Source organism: uncultured Campylobacter sp., from assembly GCF_938045775.1.
In the GTDB taxonomy this organism is placed as follows: domain Bacteria; phylum Campylobacterota; class Campylobacteria; order Campylobacterales; family Campylobacteraceae; genus Campylobacter_B.
Map to the genome: position 1 here is coordinate 1 of NZ_CALIBH010000110.1, position 17111 is coordinate 17111.

Annotated in this window: 14 protein-coding genes; 1 reads left to right on the plus strand and 13 read right to left on the minus strand. The window is 48.2% G+C overall.

Translation table 11 applies throughout. The annotated features are described in order from the left end of the window. From Q0238_RS04110 to sstT, 12 genes are all read right to left on the minus strand, one after another. Positions 1-1075, minus strand: a 1075-nt coding sequence (locus Q0238_RS04110; protein ID WP_297943151.1) for a penicillin-binding transpeptidase domain-containing protein, incomplete at its 3' end; no start/stop codon positions are given. Positions 1076-1137: 62 nt separating this feature from the next. Then, positions 1138-1821 carry a leucyl/phenylalanyl-tRNA--protein transferase gene (gene aat, locus Q0238_RS04115; RefSeq protein WP_297943152.1) on the minus strand — a complete coding sequence of 228 codons (684 nt, stop codon included), beginning with the start codon at positions 1819-1821 and terminating at the stop codon, positions 1138-1140. Beyond that, positions 1821-4202 (minus strand): AAA family ATPase, encoded by a 2382-nt coding sequence (locus tag Q0238_RS04120; protein WP_297943153.1) that lies wholly within the window; start codon positions 4200-4202, stop codon positions 1821-1823. The genes aat and Q0238_RS04120 overlap by 1 nt, the downstream gene beginning before the upstream one ends. 15 nt (positions 4203-4217) lie before the next feature. Continuing rightward, the gene (locus Q0238_RS04125; RefSeq protein WP_297943154.1) at positions 4218-4523 is read right to left on the minus strand and encodes an ATP-dependent Clp protease adaptor ClpS; all 306 of its coding nucleotides are present in this window, start codon (positions 4521-4523) and stop codon (positions 4218-4220) included. Then, positions 4513-5211, minus strand: a complete 699-nt coding sequence (locus tag Q0238_RS04130; RefSeq protein ID WP_297943155.1) for a TlpA family protein disulfide reductase — start codon at positions 5209-5211, stop codon at positions 4513-4515. Before Q0238_RS04130 ends, Q0238_RS04125 begins: the two co-directional genes overlap by 11 nt. 55 nt (positions 5212-5266) lie before the next feature. Beyond that, on the minus strand, positions 5267-5731 hold the full coding sequence (gene smpB / locus Q0238_RS04135) for an SsrA-binding protein SmpB (protein WP_177386608.1): 465 nt from the start codon (positions 5729-5731) through the stop codon (positions 5267-5269). 126 nt (positions 5732-5857) lie between these two features. Then, positions 5858-6601, minus strand: a complete 744-nt coding sequence (locus tag Q0238_RS04140) for a 4-(cytidine 5'-diphospho)-2-C-methyl-D-erythritol kinase (protein WP_297943156.1) — start codon at positions 6599-6601, stop codon at positions 5858-5860. Positions 6602-7344: 743 nt separating this feature from the next. Continuing rightward, the gene (gene truB, locus Q0238_RS04145) at positions 7345-8193 is read right to left on the minus strand and encodes a tRNA pseudouridine(55) synthase TruB (RefSeq protein ID WP_297943157.1); all 849 of its coding nucleotides are present in this window, start codon (positions 8191-8193) and stop codon (positions 7345-7347) included. Then, a complete protein-coding gene (locus Q0238_RS04150) occupies positions 8186-10246 on the minus strand; it encodes a UvrD-helicase domain-containing protein (RefSeq protein ID WP_297943158.1) in 2061 nt (686 codons plus the stop codon). Before Q0238_RS04150 ends, truB begins: the two co-directional genes overlap by 8 nt. Further along, positions 10243-10650 (minus strand): hypothetical protein, encoded by a 408-nt coding sequence (locus Q0238_RS04155; protein ID WP_297943159.1) that lies wholly within the window; start codon positions 10648-10650, stop codon positions 10243-10245. The genes Q0238_RS04150 and Q0238_RS04155 overlap by 4 nt, the downstream gene beginning before the upstream one ends. A 1-nt stretch (position 10651) precedes the next feature. Beyond that, positions 10652-12547: a M3 family oligoendopeptidase gene (locus tag Q0238_RS04160; protein WP_297943161.1), complete on the minus strand. Its 1896-nt coding sequence runs from the start codon at positions 12545-12547 to the stop codon at positions 10652-10654. A 111-nt stretch (positions 12548-12658) separates the two neighbouring features. Continuing rightward, on the minus strand, positions 12659-13918 hold the full coding sequence (gene sstT / locus Q0238_RS04165) for a serine/threonine transporter SstT (RefSeq protein WP_297943163.1): 1260 nt from the start codon (positions 13916-13918) through the stop codon (positions 12659-12661). 144 nt (positions 13919-14062) lie between these two features. Here sstT and metK point away from each other — a divergent pair, with 144 nt between their 5' ends. Further along, positions 14063-15262 carry a methionine adenosyltransferase gene (metK, locus tag Q0238_RS04170; protein ID WP_297943165.1) on the plus strand — a complete coding sequence of 400 codons (1200 nt, stop codon included), beginning with the start codon at positions 14063-14065 and terminating at the stop codon, positions 15260-15262. A 1069-nt stretch (positions 15263-16331) separates the two neighbouring features. On the opposite strand, the gene dctP is transcribed toward metK, so the two are convergent. After that, on the minus strand, positions 16332-17111 hold a 780-nt coding region (dctP, locus tag Q0238_RS04175), incomplete at its 5' end, for a TRAP transporter substrate-binding protein DctP (RefSeq protein WP_297943167.1).

A 17111-nucleotide genomic window follows, 5' to 3' on the forward strand; every position in this document is an offset into this window, starting at 1 on the left:
CAGGGTGCGTGTCGCGGATCGTGCGAGTACCAAGCTTATAGCTGCCGTTATAGGTGTTGATGATCTCTCCCGGTTTGACGGCTTTGGCGTCGTAGGCAATTGCGAAAATTATCGGCTTCATAATCGAGCCCACTTCGTAGGCGTATTCGCTCGCGGTAAAATTTAAATTCTTAAGATCGTTTTTTGTGATGTTTGAGGGATCATAGCGGGCGTTGGTTGCAAGAGATAGAATTTTGCCCGTTTTGGAGTTCATAATGCCTACCACGATTTCTCGCGCATCGTAATTATCCGCGCCCTCATCGCTTAGGCGCTCTATCTTTCTTTGCAGCGTTAGTGGCACGCTTAGGCGGACATTGTAGCCGTCGATCCTGCCCGTTTTTTTGCTACTGCGCTCTAGAATGATATTACCGCCGATATCGCGCGGGCCCACGATAAACTCATCTCTAACGGGCGCTAGATAATACTCATAGTACTTCTCGATCCCTTTGATGCCGCTAACCTTGGTGATGCCATCAACCTCTTTTTTATTGATATAGCCGATTAACGGAGTGAGCGAATCGCCGACATTGTAGCTGCGCTTCTCGCCGCTTTCGGTCACGCTCATGCGGATAGGCGGATTTAACCTGCCGTTTGAGCCTATGAAGCTGACAAAGACCTTTTTTAAATTTAGCTTATATGCAAGCTCTTTTAGATGCACGGCGGTTTTGGCGTCGATCTTATACGACAGCACGGTCGTGCCGCCAGAGCCTTCGATCGCGCTTTTGACGCGCTTTTCACTATCGCCCGTGTAGATGCAGTATAGCCGCACGAAAAGATCAAGTTTGTTTTTATCTATGCTGCGCGCATCGACGCTAACTTTGTAGAGTTTGACGGAATTTGCCGCGACGTAGTTATCTTTTGCGATTATCGCGCCGCGGATCGCGCTGTTGGTTTCATTGACATCCAGGCGCGGTAGCTTGCGCTCAGTGCTGCCCCAAAAATATAAAATCGCCAAAAATACAAAAAGCGCCGCCGGCACGAATATAAACATCACAATAATCATACCGACCGAGGAGCTTTTATCTCTTTGCCACATCTTATTTCTTTAAAATTCTAAATTCCGCGCATTTTTTACGCTGCTGCATCTCAAGCTTTGACTCAATGCTGCGCTCCGCGCGGAACTTTAAGATCCGCAAAGCGCTCAAAGCCGCTATCTTGCGCACTAAGCTCAGCAAATAGAGCGAGGAATTCCGCTCGCGGCATCTCTTTAGCACCCATAAATTTCAGATGCTCGTTCATAATCTGGCAGTCGATTAGAAAGCCGAAATTTGCAAGCACCTCACAAAGCCTAATCAGCGCTACTTTCGAAGCATTGCTCTTTAGGCTCAGCATACTCTCGCCGCAAAACACACGCCCAAAAATTAGCCCGTATAGCCCACCCACAAGCTCGCCATCTTCGTATGCCTCGACGCTGTGAGCGTAGCCGTCTGCTGCCAAACGCGAGTAAGCCTGCACGATCTGCTCGCTGATCCACGTGCCGTCGCTCTCTTTTTTTCGTACGTCTTTGCAGCGCTCGATGAAGCCCTTAAAATTCGCGTCAAATTTCACTTCATATCGCTTAAGATAGGGCTTAATGGACTTTTGCACACGCACTTCGCACGGATCAAGCACTGCACGCGGATCGGGCGACCACCATAAAATCGGCTCATCCTCGTTAAACCACGGAAATATCCCTGCACTATAAGCACTAAGCAAGCAATCCTCGCTCAGATCGCCACCACTTGCAAGCGGCGCAAAATCGGGCGCATCCATAGGATCTGGAAAATCGTAAAACCGAGCCATTATTTAACGACACTGCTTTGAGCTAGTGCGGGTTGCTTTTTTTCTATCTGCGGCAAAGGCGTAGAAGCAAAGCTAAAGCTTAGCTCGCCATCTTTTACGCTCACGCTAACCAAGCCGCCCTCTTGCAGCGCGCCAAAAAGCAGCTCACCGCTTATATGATCGCTTATCTGCGAGCTGATCTCGCGCTTTAAATTTCGCGCGCCAAACTCGTCCGAATAACCGCGCGAGATAATCAAATCTTTTGCTTCCTTGCTTAGGCTAATTTTTACGTTTTTTAGCTGTGACTCTAGCTCGCCGATAGTTTTATCCACGATCTTTTCTAAAATTTCGCCGCTTAAGCGGTTAAAATTTATGATTTTATCGATGCGGTTGCGAAATTCCGGCGCAAAGAAGCTTTTTATGGCGCTATCTACTTTATAGCTCTCGTCCTTCGTAAATCCAACTTGCGGCGCTTCTTTCGCGCCTAAATTCGACGTCATTATTATGATAGTATTTTTAAAATCGGTCATAACGCCGTTGTTATCGGTAAGACTTGCGTTATCGAAAATTCCTAAAAAAATATTCGTCATGCTAGGATGAGCTTTTTCTACCTCATCAAATAAAATGACGCTGTAGGGGTGCTTTTTAATGTTATTCGTTAAAATTCCGCCATTTTCAAAGCCCACGTATCCAGGAGGTGCTCCGATGAGCCTAGAGACGCTGTGAGCTTCCATATATTCGCTCATATCATAGCGCTCAAAATGCACTCCAAGCTGCGCGGCTAAGACCTTGGCTAGCTCACTTTTGCCCACACCGCTGCTACCTGCAAATAAAAATACGCCGATTGGGGAGCTTGCGCCTCCAAGCCCGGCGTAAGAGCGCAAAAGCGCCTTGCAAAGGCTGCTAACCGCCTCATCTTGACCGAAAATTTCACGCTTGATATTGGCTTCTAGATTTTTTAGTACCTGTTTATTATCGACGCTACTGCTTAAATTTGCGATATTCGCGCTAATCGAAAGCGTATTTACTAAATCGTCCTTGCTGATTTCAAGCGGAGCTTCGTGCGGCTTAAACGCAAAGCTCGCGCCCACCTCGTCGATGAGATCAATGGCGCTGTCGGGAAGGAATTTATCGTTTTGATATTTTTTAGCAAGCGTTACGCTATCACGCAAAATTTCGTCGCTAAATTTCACGCCGTGAAATTCCTCATATTTTTTGGCTACGCCTTTTAAAATTTCGACGCTATCGTCGATGCTAGGCTCGCTCACGTCGATTTTGCAAAACCTGCGGCTAAGCGCTTTATCCTGCGAAAACGAGCGGTATTCGCCGTATGTAGTAGCGCCGATGACCGATAGCTCGCCGCTTGCAAGTGAAGGTTTTAGGATGTTTGACATATCAAGTTCGTTGCGATTGCCCGTGCCTGCGCCAACGATCGTGTGAATTTCATCGATAAATAAAATCGCATTTTGATTAGCGCTAAACTCGTCTATGAGATCCTTTAGCCTCTCCTCAAACTCCCCGCGCAGCGTAGTTCCTGCGATCAGCGCGCCAGCATCAAGGGCGTAAATCACCTTATTTTTTAGCTTTTCTGGCACTTCGCCACGGACGATTTTTAGCGCGATACCCTCGATGATCGCGGTTTTACCAACTCCTGCTTCGCCCACTAAGATCGGATTGTTTTTCTTGCGGCGACAGAGGGTTTGCAGCGTCTTTTCGATCTCTTTTTCGCGTCCGATGAGTGGATCGATCTTACCCTCAAGCGCGATTTTATTGAGGTTTGCTGTATAAAGTGAGCTAGGCGAGTCCTTTTTAATATCGCGCTCGTTTATGGCGTCCTTTTCGCCCTCAAACGCAGGCTCAAATTCCGTATTCTGCCACTGCCTGCGGCTTTCGTCATAATTCATCGCATGCGTGATATCATCGATATCGTATGAGTTTAGCTTAATCGCTGCGGCTTCATCGCGAGAAACGACCTCATCACGGTGATCGAAAGCGGATTTGTACTTTCGCACGATGAGCTCAAAAATCGCGGCATTGATACCGTAGTGATTTAAAATTTTAGTGCAGTCGTTTTCCTTATCATTTAAAATTTTAAGCATAAAATCAAGCTCATTCTTAGGCTCTTTAGCGTTATTTAATTCTGTATAGAACTGCTTAAATTCTATCGTCTGCGCCGGAGCCTTGCCGCTTGATTTAGGCATCATATCCAAAAGCCCGCCCAGATTATCCAAGATATTTAGGTAGTTAATATCCGGAATTTCTTTGGCGATGAGCCCGTGAAAGGGCTTATTGTATTTAAAAATCGCATAAACTACGTGCGAAGTAGTGATATATTCGTCCTCGCCGTCGTTTGCGACGCTGATTGCTTGTTCAAAATGTTTGTTTAAAAAAAATCCTATCATTGCTTTCCTTTAAATTTAATCCTCTTCGATCTCACATCTAAGAGGGAATCCTGCGACCTTTGCCGCTTGTAAAACCGCTTGTTGCTTGCACTCGGCTATCTCTTTAGGATACGCGCCGCAAACCGCGCGACCCTGTTTATGAACTTTCATCATTAAATCTACGGCATCGTTAAAGTTTTTGGCGAAAATCTCCATCAAAATATAAACCACGAAATCCATCGTTGTTACGTCGTCGTTTAGCAAAATTACTTTATACGGACGAGGTACGAAAGATTTTGTTTTGGCGCGAGTGCGAATCTGCACACCGGTTTTAGTTGCCATTTTTTATCCTGGCGATATCGCTTTTTATCACATCGGTATCGACCATGCCTAAGTAATACGGCTTGCCCCGCTCATCGCCCTCGTTAATGTCGGTAAGTCTTTGATATTTTCCATCTTTAAGCACCACCTTAAAAGGGATCGAAAGCGCGTGGCGATAACCGATGTCGCTTAAAATTTGACCCACTATGCGCTCGTTTTGTTTTGAATTGGAGATGAAATAATACGCATTAAACTTTTTCGTAAAATTTTCGATCACCTGCGCATCGGTAATGTCCTCGAAATAGATTAGCCCGACCATCAGAAAATCCGCGGAGTTTTTTAGCTGAAAGTCCATCAGATGCGGCGCTTCGATGCGGCACGGCTGGCAGTATGTACCAAAAATATCAAACATCAAAATTTTATCGCTATCCGCGAGCTTAAAGCCCTTTTCTGTCCGCTCAATCGTTACCTCGCCGCCTACGACGCTTTTAAGCGTAAATCGTTCGCCCGTTTTAAACGGCGTAAAAGCTACCTCCTCGCCGCTCTCGCCGCCAATACGCTCGCCACTTTTATCTTGAGCGGAATTTTTTGCCATCTGATTCTCGCTCGCGACAGGATTCTCGCCAGCAGAGCCCGTCTTTTTCTGCGAATCATCTCCGCAGCCATTTAAAACAAAAATCGCCAAACATGATAGTAAAAATTTCTTCATTGCATTTCCTTCGGGTTTAAATTTAAGCCCGCATTTTAACCAAAGTTTTGTGAATTTAAAATGAATGCTTGTCGTATCGCTTCATCGCGCTTTGCGCTTCGCGGTCGGCTTCCTTGCGCTTTAGCGATTCACGCTTGTCGTGCAGGTTTTTGCCACTAGCCAAAGCGATACGCGCCTTTACGCGGTTTTTATCATTGAGATACAGCGACAAAACTACGATGGTAAGGCCCTCTTTACTAACCGCGCCAAGCAGCTTATCGATCTGCTTTCGGTGCATCAAAAGCTTTCGCGCCGCCCCTTCGTCTGGACGAAAGTGGGCGTTGGTGCTTTCAAGATAGCTGATATGGGCGTTTAGCAAAAACAGCTCACCGCGAATCACGCGACAAAAGCTATCTTTGAGATTACCCCTGCCCGCGCGCAGAGCTTTGACCTCGCTACCCTTTAGCACGATGCCCGCTTCAAAGCTTTCAAGTATCGTAAAATCGTGAAATGCCTTGCGATTTTTACTCAGTTCTTTCATCTTTTTCCTTCTAAATTTAGTCCTAAGCTTAGCCCGTTTTTGCTTAAATTTAAAAGCGGGCGAGCGAAATTTTAAATTTTATCTTTAAATTTAGCTTTTAAATTTTAACCGCGCGCCTTGGAATTCTTATTTTAAGAAAAACACGCTGCTGCCGCTGCCGCTTAGAAACATATCGCGATACTTGCTCATCTGCGGATATAGCTTTATGCACGGCGCAAAAAGATCGTTTAACGTAAAGCCGCCATATTGCGTCAGCAGCTGCTCGCTGCTTAAACGCAACATCTCTTGAGCCTGCGCGGCGTCTATGTTTTGCATAAAGCTTGCGCGAAACTCATTATAAACCGCGCCGGTGGAGCAAAAGATCACGGGCGTTAAAATTTCGATCGCGGGCAGGCGGTCCTCGAAAGGCTCGATGATCTCGCCGATACCGCGCACGTTTGCGGCCTCAAGCCCGCTAACAAAAAACGCGACGTCTGCGCCGATATTTTGCGCGATCGCTATAAGCCGCTCGCGCGAAATTTTTAAGCCTAATTCCTCGTTCGCAAGTCGCAAAAACGCCGCCGCATCGCTACTGCCGCCCCCAAGACCCGCGCCGATCGGAATACGTTTTTTAAGCACGATCTTGTGCGAGCCGAAAAACTCCGCAAGCTCGCGCGCAAAGCCCGCCTGCTCGAGCGCCGCCTTGGCCTTTAAAATTATATTGTCCGCGATCTGCGCGGCGTCGCATTCAAGCGTAAAGCCGCTCGCGCGCTCGAAGCTTATCTCATCAAAAAGCTCCCTGCGCAGCACGAAGCGCGAGGCGATCTCGTGATAGCCGCCGCGCGTGCCGACGACTTTTAAAAAAACATTGATCTTTGCATAGGCCTTCAAATTTTACTCCTTCCGCGCTTCGGCGCATTTGCGTTAAATTTAACCCTCGGCAAGCCCATCTAGCACGATTACAATTCTGAGCTAGCAAAATTCTAACTGCGCCGCCGCACGGCGCAAAACTTGATCCGCAATCGCAGCGCCCGATACGTAAATTTATAAGGCGCGGAATTCAGATCCGCAACGCATGCGGCTAAATTTCAGTTTGCGGCGAGAATATATCTTAGCGATTAAAATTCCGAGCCAGCAAAATTCTAGCCGCACCGCGCTAAATCGAAAATTTAGCTTAGCGGTGCGCCGCAAAATCAAACCCATTGGTGCAGACTACGCATTACCGCGAGCTGGAATTTTATTCGGCAAAGACTACTTGCCGCGGCACTAAGCTCCAACCTACCGCTTTTTAAATCGTCAAATTTTAATATTGCGGCGCGTCGTCATCGCGCGGTAAAAGCAAATTTAAACGCCGCTAGCCGCGTTTAAATTTAGCCCCGCGGATTTATGCCTTTCACGAGCGAGCGCCGCCCAAGAAGCCACATGTTTAAATTTTAAATTTACTCCGCTCGATGCCGATTTTGCGATCCGTGCACAACGAAAGTGCGCAATCCCGCCGCCGCTCGTGATAAAATTTAACCGCGCATGGCGGCGCGCTATGCGAGTAAATTTAAAACGCGCCGAATTTGTAACCGCTTCAAAATTTCAAGCCAGGGCCGCCCGATCAAAGCTCCGTCGCAGGCTTGAGCCTCGGCTTAAAACGCGCCGCCTGCGATCGGAACGTCGTTCCAAAGATAGCACACCTCGCCCGAGCTTATCTCGATGATCGAGTAAAAATCGCCGCAGATAAGCAGATAGCGGCCATCCGCGCGGCTCGCCAGATCCTTTGCGGCAAGCTTCTTGCCCAAGATCACGTCGCGCGCGTCGCCGTCGTAAAAGTTCGGCGCGAGGTCCAAAAACTCGAGCGGATTTAGCGCCGCCTCATCCGCAAAACGCGGATTTTTCAAATCGAAAGCCCCCTCGCTCTCCCGCCTAAGCGCGCTTAGCGTGCCGCAAACGCCTAGCTTTTCTGCTAAAATTTGCGCGAAAGAGCGCACGTAGCCGCCCTCGCTGAGTGCTACGCGAAAGCTTACGAAAGGATGAGCGTAGCTTAAAATTTCGGCATCAAAAACCCGCATCGAGCTCTCTTTTAAACTCACCTCTTCGCCCGCGCGAGCGAGCTTGTATGCGCGCACGCCGTCAATTTTCTTGGCGCTGAAAGCGGGCGGGATAAATTTTATCTCGCCGCGCATTTGCGCCATCGCAGCGTCTAAAATTTCGCGCGAAAGCAGCGGAATTTGCTCCACGCGCCCTATGTTTTCGTTATCGCCGCTTGGGCTTTGCGCGCCCAGCCACAACGTCGCGGCGTAAACTTTTGGCTCCTTTTTCAAAAACCTAAAAAAGCGCGCGTATTGCCCGAATGCAACGATCAGCGCGCCGCTTGCGAAGGGATCGAGCGTACCGCTAAAGCCCGCCTTTTTCACGCCGTATTTGCGTTTAAGAGCGCTTAAAAATTTATTGCTACCGATGCCTGCGGGCTTGTCCGCCAAAAGCAATCTATTCATAAGAGCCTACTTTTTCTACGAAATTCGACATTATCACGCGCGAAATTCCGCCGAAATTTATCGTGAGTCGGTCGCCGTTTACCGCCGTGATCTGTCCGATACCGAAGAGTTTGTGTTTGATCAGCTCGCCCTTACTAAAGCCGCTGTTTTGCTCGCGCGGAGGCTCTTTAGCCATCAAACCCGCCTCGGCTATAAACCTGCTAGCGTCCAGCCTCTCGCGCTTGCCGCGATAAAAGCGGCTAGCGGCAAAGCTAAGCGTAAGCGTGCGCTTGGCGCGCGTAATCGCTACGTATGCGAGCCTGCGCTCCTCCTCGATGTCATTGCTGTCGCCCAAAAGCGGGAAAAAGCCCTCCTCCAGTCCGATTACGAAAAGGTGCGAAAACTCAAGCCCTTTGCTGGCGTGCACGCTCATTATATTTATCGCATCGCCCATGATAGCGTCTTGATCGCTAAGAAGGCTCAGCTCGTTTAAAAATTCCGCCAGATCAAAATCGGGCTTATTGCTCGCTTCGTCCTTCAGCATCGCCAAAAACTCGTCGATATTTGCTACGCGATCGGCGCCGTCCGGAAGCGAGGCATAGTAGGCCTTTAGCCCGAAAGCGTGCTCCAGCGCGTCTATTTTTTTGATCGTATCGGCTAGCGCGGAGATAGAAGCGATGCCGCTTTTAAGCTCCGCTAGAGCCTGCGCCGCCTTGGCGCTAAGCCCCGCGTCCGGCTCGCTAAAGGCGTCAAATAGGCTGATAAGTCGCAGGCGCGAAAGCTCCTCGAGCTTTGCCAGCGAGACCTTGCCGATGCCGCGCTTGGGCACGTTTATGATCCGTCTCATCGAAAAGTCGTCGTGCTCGTCATTTACCAAGCGCAGATAGGCGATCGTATCCTTGATCTCGGCGCGCTCGTAAAATTTCACGCCGCCTACCATTTTGTACGGGATTTTGGCGCGATTTAGCCCCTCCTCCAGTGCGCGCGAAAGAGCGTTTACGCGGTAAAGCACGGCGATTTGAGAGGGCGCTACGCCGCTTGAAAGCAGCTTTTTTATGGCTTCTGCGATCTTTGCCGCCTCGATACTCTCCTCAGAAGAATGCAAAATTTCGATCTTTTCGCCCCCGCCGTTCATGCTAGTAAGGCTCTTGCCGAGGCGGTTTTTATTATGCGAGATGAGCTCGTTGGCAGCATTTAAAATTTCATCCGTGGAGCGGTAGTTCTGCTCGAGTTTAATAAATTTTACGTTTGAGAACTGATCTTTAAAATTTAGAATATTTTCTATCCGTGCGCCGCGCCAGCCGTAGATACTCTGATCGTCATCGCCCACTACCGCGAGGTTTTCGTGCACGGTACAAAGCTTTTGCAGCAGCTTGAATTGAATGTCGTTGGTGTCCTGATACTCATCGACCGTGATATAGGCGTAGCGGCGCGAAATTTCATCGCATAGCCGCTCATTCGCGTTTAAAATTTTATACGGCAAAATTAGCAGATCATCGAAATCCACAAGATTATTCGCCGCCAAATACGCCTCGTAGCGCTTATACGCTCTAGCGCAATGCGCGTAAAATCCGCTATACATCCTACTTAGCTCGTCCTCTTCGCCCTTTAGAAGCTCGTCGATATCTTTGGGGCCGATTAGGGAATTTTTATAGGTTGAAATTTTAGCCGCCAATAGCGACGTGGGCAAATTTATCTCAAAGCCCTTGATGATCTTTTTCTTATCGTCGGTATCGATTACTTGGAAGTTTGCGCTGCGTCCAAGCTCGCTAATATGAAATTTCAAAAACAAAAGCCCGAATTTATGAAAGGTGCACAAAAGCGGCACGCTGCTTAAATTTAGCCCGCTTATCAGATTAAGCGCTCGCGAGCGCATCTCGGCGGCGGCTTTGTTCGTAAACGTAAGCGTGAGAGTATTTTCCGCAGGCACGCCGTTTGAGAGCAAGTAGGCAAGGCGCGCGGTGATCGTTTTGGTTTTGCCGCTGCCCGCACCCGCTAAGATTAACATCGCTCCGTCCACGTGGCTCGCAGCCTCGCGCTGAGCGGGATTAAGACCTTCTAAAATATCGCTCATTTTGAAAAAATTTTACGCGATTTTTCGCGCTTAAGCCACTCGGACTCGGGACGAGAAAAATTTACCGCGATGGGCTTACCGTCCACGACGATCTGCAAGACCGCATAAAACGGCACGCTAAGCGTGCTTGCAAAATCCTGCGGCCCGAAACCCGCCTCGAAAACCAGCTCATCCTTACTAAGATGCGCGCTAGAGAGCGTGTATTCCTCCAGCTGCAAAAAGATCGCGGGCATTTTGAAGCTTTTTAAAATTTCCTCTGGCAGCGGCGGGTCAAATTTTATCTGATCCGTCCTCGCAACGATGCCAAATCCATATCCAAGAGCCAAAACGTAGTCCAAAACCGCGCCTATATGTGTGCTGCTCGCAGCGATAAATTTATCGTCTTTTAAAATTTTATCTATCATCCTAACCCCTCACAAACTCACTCACAAGCGCCGCGACCTGCTCTATGCCGATGCGCCAAAACTCGCTTTTATTGATGTCAAAGCCAAATTTCGCCACTAGCTTTTGCGGCTCGTCGCTGCCCCCCGAGCTTAAAAACTCGGTATAAATTTGAACGAAATTTTCGAGCCTGCCGCTCTTATACAGCCCGTAAAGCGCGAGCACCAAAAGCTGCGCGTAGGCGTAGGAGTAGCAGTAAAACGGCGAGTGGATGAAGTGCGGGATATAGCTCCACCAGCTTTTGTAATGATCCTGCAAGATTAGCTCGCCCGCAAACATCTTGCGCGATTCCTCCATCCAAAGCTCGTCGATCTGCCCCGTGCTTAGCTCATCCGCGCTTGCATGCACGCGCCGCTCAAAGGTCGTAAATCCGATCTGGCGGTAAAGCGTAGCGAAGATATCTTCGATCTTTGCCGCAAGCATCGCTCTTAGCGCGGTCTTATCGCTTGCGGTCTGCGAGAACTTATCCGTATTGCGCGCTGCGTATTCGCACGAACCCGCAGAGTCTTGCGAGGCGGAGTTTTTTACGGCGCACTCGTTTGGAATTTCACCGCCCTGAGCCTCTTGCGAAGCGCTGCGCTTTAAATTTTGCGAGCCGTCCAAGGCAGCGTCGCTTTTTAAATTTGAAAAATTTTCGCGCATATAATCAAACACCAGCATCTCGCAGAAAACCGACGCGGTCTCAGCTGTCGTTAGCGGCGTGAAGGAGTTAAAATAGCCCACTCCGTAGCTTAGATACTGATGTATCGCGTGCCCCAGCTCGTGTGCGAGGGTAAATATGTCGCGGCGCTTGCGCGTGAAATTTAAAAGCACGAAAGGGTGCGTGTCGCGCGAGCCCGAATGCGAAAATGCACCGCTTTGCTTATTTTGCGCGGGCATCGCGTCAATCCAGTTTTGCTCAAATGCGATCAGCGCGATCTGCTTAAATTTCGGGCTAAATTTTTCAAACGCCGCAAGCACGATCTGCTCAGCCTGCTCGAAGCTAAACTCGCTCTCATCGCCCCCAAGCGGCGCGTATCTGTCGTAATCATACAGCGCGTCGTAGCCTAAAATTTCGCGCTTTTTGGCGTAAAATTTGCCGACCAGAGCGAAGCTTCGCTCCGTCTCTGCGATCAGCGCATCGACGCTTGCGATATTTATCTGATTTTCCTCATGCATCACTGCCTCGGCTTTATCGTAGCCGCGCAGCTCGCAGCGAATTTTAAGATCGGTTTTGATCATATTGTAGATGTAACCAAGTAGGTGGGAATTCTGCTCTAGCACCGCACTTAGCGAGGCTGCGGCGTCCTTTCGCACCTTGCGATCGGAGCTATGAAGCAGGCTTAAAATTTCCTCCTCGCCGAGTTTGCGCCCGCGAAAATCAAAGCTCATCCGCGCCATACTTTCGTCAAAAAGCCGCGAAAACGCCTCGCCGCTTACGGGCGAAGTTTTTAAAAGCACGCTTTCTTGCGGCAAGCTTAGCTGATGTGCCTTGCGCTGTTTAAGCAGGCTCAAATAATATCTGAACCTCCCGCCCCCTGCGATAAACTCGTCCTGTTTTGCGGCATCAAGCTCGTTAAACTCGAGCTCGAAAAATAGCAGGCTCTGCGAAATGTCGTTGCAAGCCTGCTCCGTCTTAGCCTGCTGCGCCCCTAGGCTCGTATCTCGCGCGAATCTTAGATGCGCGAAGCTCATTATCTTGCCGATCTGCTCGCTGATGCTCTCATAAAGCTCAAGCGCGCTTAAGAATTCTGTGCTGCTTAGCGCGTGAAGCTTGCCTTTAAATTTAGCTTCAAAATCCAGGGCCTGCGCGGATGCGATATCTATCGCGCCGCTAAATTCCGCTTCGTTTGCAAACAGCTCGCCTAAATTCCAATTCATCGTTTTCCTTTTAAAATTTTTGGATAATTTTATCAAAAAAGAATAAGTAAAATTTTAAAAACCGCAAAATCCGTCGCACGGACGAAATTCGCGGTAAAATTTTAAGGTGAGTTATTTTTGCATACTTTGCGACGCGATCGCCGTAAAAATCACGTCCGTGGAGCTATTGATCGCGGTTTCTACCGAGTCTTGGATCACGCCGATGATAAAGCCTATCGCGACTACCTGCATTGCGATATCGTTTGAGATATTAAAGAGCGAGCACGCAAGCGGTATCAGCATCAACGAACCGCCTGGCACGCCGCTAGCACCGCACGCACCGACTGCCGAGACCACGCAAAGCAGTAGTGCCGTCCAAAAATCGGGGCGCACGCCAAGCGTATGAGCCGCAGCAAGTGCCAAGATCGCGATTACCACCGCAGCGCCCGCCATATTTATCGTAGCTCCCAAAGGGATCGAGATCGAGCTTAGCTCGTCGCTGATGCCGAGCTTTTTACATAAATTTAAATTTACCGGGATATTCGCCGCCGAGCTGCGGGTGAAAAACGCCGTGAGGCCGCTTTCGCGCAGGCAGGTAAATACGAGCGGATATGGATTTTTCTTAATCACCGCAAAGACGATGAGCGGATTTACCACGAGGGCTACGAACGCCATCGCACCTACTAGCACGACTACGATTCGCGCGTATCCAAGCAGCGCATCGACGCCGGTTTGATACACGGTAGAGGCTACTAGGCCGAAAATTCCAAACGGCGCGAGCTGGATTACGAATTGCACGATTTTGGTTACCGCTTCGCTCAGATCGGTAAAAATTTTCTTTGTTTCATTAGTGCAAAATTTAAGCGCGACGCCAAGACCTATCGCCCAGGTTAAAATTCCTACATAGTTTCCGTGCGCGATAGCGTTTACCGGATTATCTACGACTTTAAAAAGTAGATCTTTTAGCACGATCCAAACGCTTGCAGGAGCGGTATTTTCCGCCGCGCCGACACTGCTTAGAGCAAGCTGCGTCGGAAATAAAAAGCTGGCTGCAACCCCCACGCACGAGGCTAAAAAGGTGCCTACGATATATAGGACGACCACGCGTTTTAAGCCGCTTGCGCTACCGTATTGTTTATTTACGATCGAGCTTAAGATCAAGATAAAAACTAAAATCGGAGCTACCGCTTTAAGGGCGCCTACGAATAAATTTCCTAAAATTTCCGCAAAAGCTACTACGTTTATTAAAAACGAAGTGTGCTCTGCCGCAATATCACCCGCAGCCGAACGCGCGGCAAAGCCCAAAATAGCTCCTATTATCAAACCTGTAACTATGCGCAGAACTAGATTTTTATCTTTGTAGCTGGCTACTAATTTTTGAATCGAACTCATTTTTTACCTTTCAATCAAAACGTCGTTTGAAATATATCGAAATTTTATTTAAGCGCATTTAAATTTGGGCGAAATTTCGTAATTTTTAGTTAATCTTAAAACCTCGTTAGATAAAATGCCCCGAAATTTTAATTAGGAGCAGATATGTATCTATTTACCAGCGAGGTCGTAAGCCCCGGGCATCCGGATAAATGCGCCGATATCATCGCAGACAGCATCGTGGATGAAATTTTAAAGCAAGACCCCAACGGGCGCGTAGCAGCGGAGGTTTTCATCGCGGGCAAACACGTAGTAATCGGCGGCGAAGTAAACGCCAAGATCGATTTTACCCACGACGATTACCGCCACATCGTAAAGGGCGCGCTTAGCGAGATCGGCTACAACGACAACCCTCATTTCACACGCGCGCAGTGCCTGCATCCGCAGGATCTGCAAGTGGACGTATTTTTAAACCAGCAAAGCCCCGACATCAACCAAGGCGTCGATCAAGATGGCGGTGAGATCGGAGCGGGGGATCAGGGCATAATGTTCGGCTTCGCAAGCTGCGAGACGAAAAATTTTATGCCGGCGGCGATCACCTACGCAAGAGCGCTTTGCGATCACGTTTATGCCTACGCAAAATCCCATCCTAACGAGCTTGGCGTAGATATTAAGACGCAGGTTACGGTCGATTATGGCACGAAGAGCAATTTTGAGGAGTGCAAGCCGCAAAGCATCCATACGATCGTGGTTTCCGCGCCCTGCGTCGAGAGTATGAGCATAGAGCGCGTCCGAGATCTGATCGGAAATTTAATCGATTCTGCAGGGCTTCCAAGGGAGCTTTACGACAAAAGCAAAACGATCATCTACATCAATCCTACCGGCCGCTACGTAAATCACAGCTCGCTTCACGACAGCGGCCTAACGGGGCGCAAGCTAATCGTAGATAGCTTCGGCGGCTACAGCCCTATAGGCGGCGGCGCTCAAAGTAGCAAAGACTACACCAAAGTCGATCGCAGCGGGCTTTATGCGGCGCGCTATATCGCCAAAAACATCGTCGCGGCGGGGCTTGCGAAAAAATGCATCGTCCAGCTCAGCTACGCAATCGGCGTCGCAAAGCCCGTCAGCGTCAGCGTCGATTGCATGGGGACGAATTTAGGCGCGGCGAGCGACGATGAGCTATCCGCTTTCGTGCTTGAAAAATTCCCGCTCACGCCGCGCTGGATCATCGATAAATTCGGTCTTGATCGCCCCGGTAAAGAAAGCTTTCTCTACGCCGACGTCGCCGCACGAGGACAAGTCGGAAACGACGAGTACCCGTGGGAGCAGCTCGATAGCGTGGAGCTTTTTAAGGCTTTGAAATAAGATTTACGCTTTGCAGTAGCGCCTTTTTAGCTTACGACATTCGCTAGGCTTGCAGCAGCGAGCCTAGCTCAATATTCTACGCGGCTTTGCATGCCGTGTAGCTTTATCGCATCCCAAAAAATAGCGTTGCGGCAAAATTCTCCATCAAAATTCTAAGCCATGAAATTTAAGAGTTTTTGCAGGTAGAATTGAATTTTAAAATTTTAAGCGCAGCTCGCGCAGAATTTTTAAAATTGACGCGGTGAAATTCCAAGGCTGAGCCCGTCTAGTTTAGTGATAAATTCTAACTAGAGCAGGCTTTAAAAAAATTTACATGCAAGCTTTTAAATTTGCAATCGCTTAAAATGAAATTTGACCTACAAAATTTTTTCTAACGCGCTTTTTACTTAATCTCCGAAGGAAAAAATTTTAAATTCTCCTTACTTGTGATATTTAAGCGTGTAAATTTTAAAAATTTTGTATTTTATTTGAAGTTTGCCGCTTTTATTTAGCAAGAAAACCCCCGAAGCAAATTTCATTTAAAAGCGGCATTTGCAAGATAAAAGCGCTGAAATTTTAAAATGCGGAATTTATAAACGCCGCTGATTTAAAATCTAAGATTGGCACGCTTCGCAAAAGCTCCTCCGCTAACTACGCGAAATAAAAAAGTAATATAAAATCTTCATTGCTCAATGTCGCCCGCAAGCAAGCACGGCGGAATATAAAGCTTAAATAACGCAAAATATAAAAGAATAAAGCAAAAATAGAAGAGGCTTGGAGCTTGATAAAATTCTAGCTTTGTGCGGCGGCGACCGAGCGGCTTTTAAATTGGGCTTTAAACGCAGCGATGCAAATTCCGTGCCTTAACTTAAATGCTAAAGCGGCGATAAAATTTCATCGCCGCTTTCATAAATTAAAATTTTAAAGATACACCCGAGCTACGCAGCTGCAATAAGTAAATCGCCTGCATTTTAATCACCCGCACCTCGTCTAAATTGCCTAAATTGCCGATCAAATTTAAACCGCATGCACCTTTATCTGGCGCTTAGTTTAGCCGCGCGGCATAAAAACGCAGCTAAAAAATGAAGCACTATTTCGTCTGATTATCCTCATTTTTTGGTGCGGCAGTGCTTGCATTTATCTCACTGGCTGCGCTATTTACGGGCTCAGGAACAGAGATTTTTTTCACCGAAGCAGTGAAATTCTGCTCGGCTTCAACGTCGCCCGTTTTTTCGATATATGTAAAATCGCCCATCTTCGTCCACGTTCTAGCTTTAGCTAAAAACGCCTTTTGGCTCTCCCAAATCTCTTTGAAATCGGGATTTTTCTCGCTTTCTTCGGCTAGAATTTCATCTGTCGCCTTGCGAAGCGCACGCATAATCTCAGGCGAAAAAGAGCGAATCTGAACGTTCGGATATTTCTTTTTGATCTCGTCCCAAATTATTACGTTTTTATAAAACGTCTCGTTCTCTGCGTATTCACGCGCCTTTGCGATCGAAGCCTCTAGGATATTTTGCAAGTCCTTAGGAAGCTTCTGCCAAGTTTGTAGATTTATCACGATCTGCTGCTCGCTAGCGGGTTCTTGCCATCCCGTATAATAGTAATTTGCGACCTTGTGAAAGCCTAGAGGTATATCAAAGCTAGGACTTGCCCACTCAACCGCATCGATGGTGCCCATCTCTAGTGCCATATATAGCTCACCTACCGGTATCGTAGCGACTGCGACGCCAAGGCGGCTCATAACCTCCCCGCCAAAGCTTGGAATTCTAAATTTAAGCCCTTTTAAATCATCTAGCGTATTAATCTCTTTTTTAAACCAACCGCCCATCTGCATGCCACTATTTAGGATATTAAAGACCTTTAGATTGCT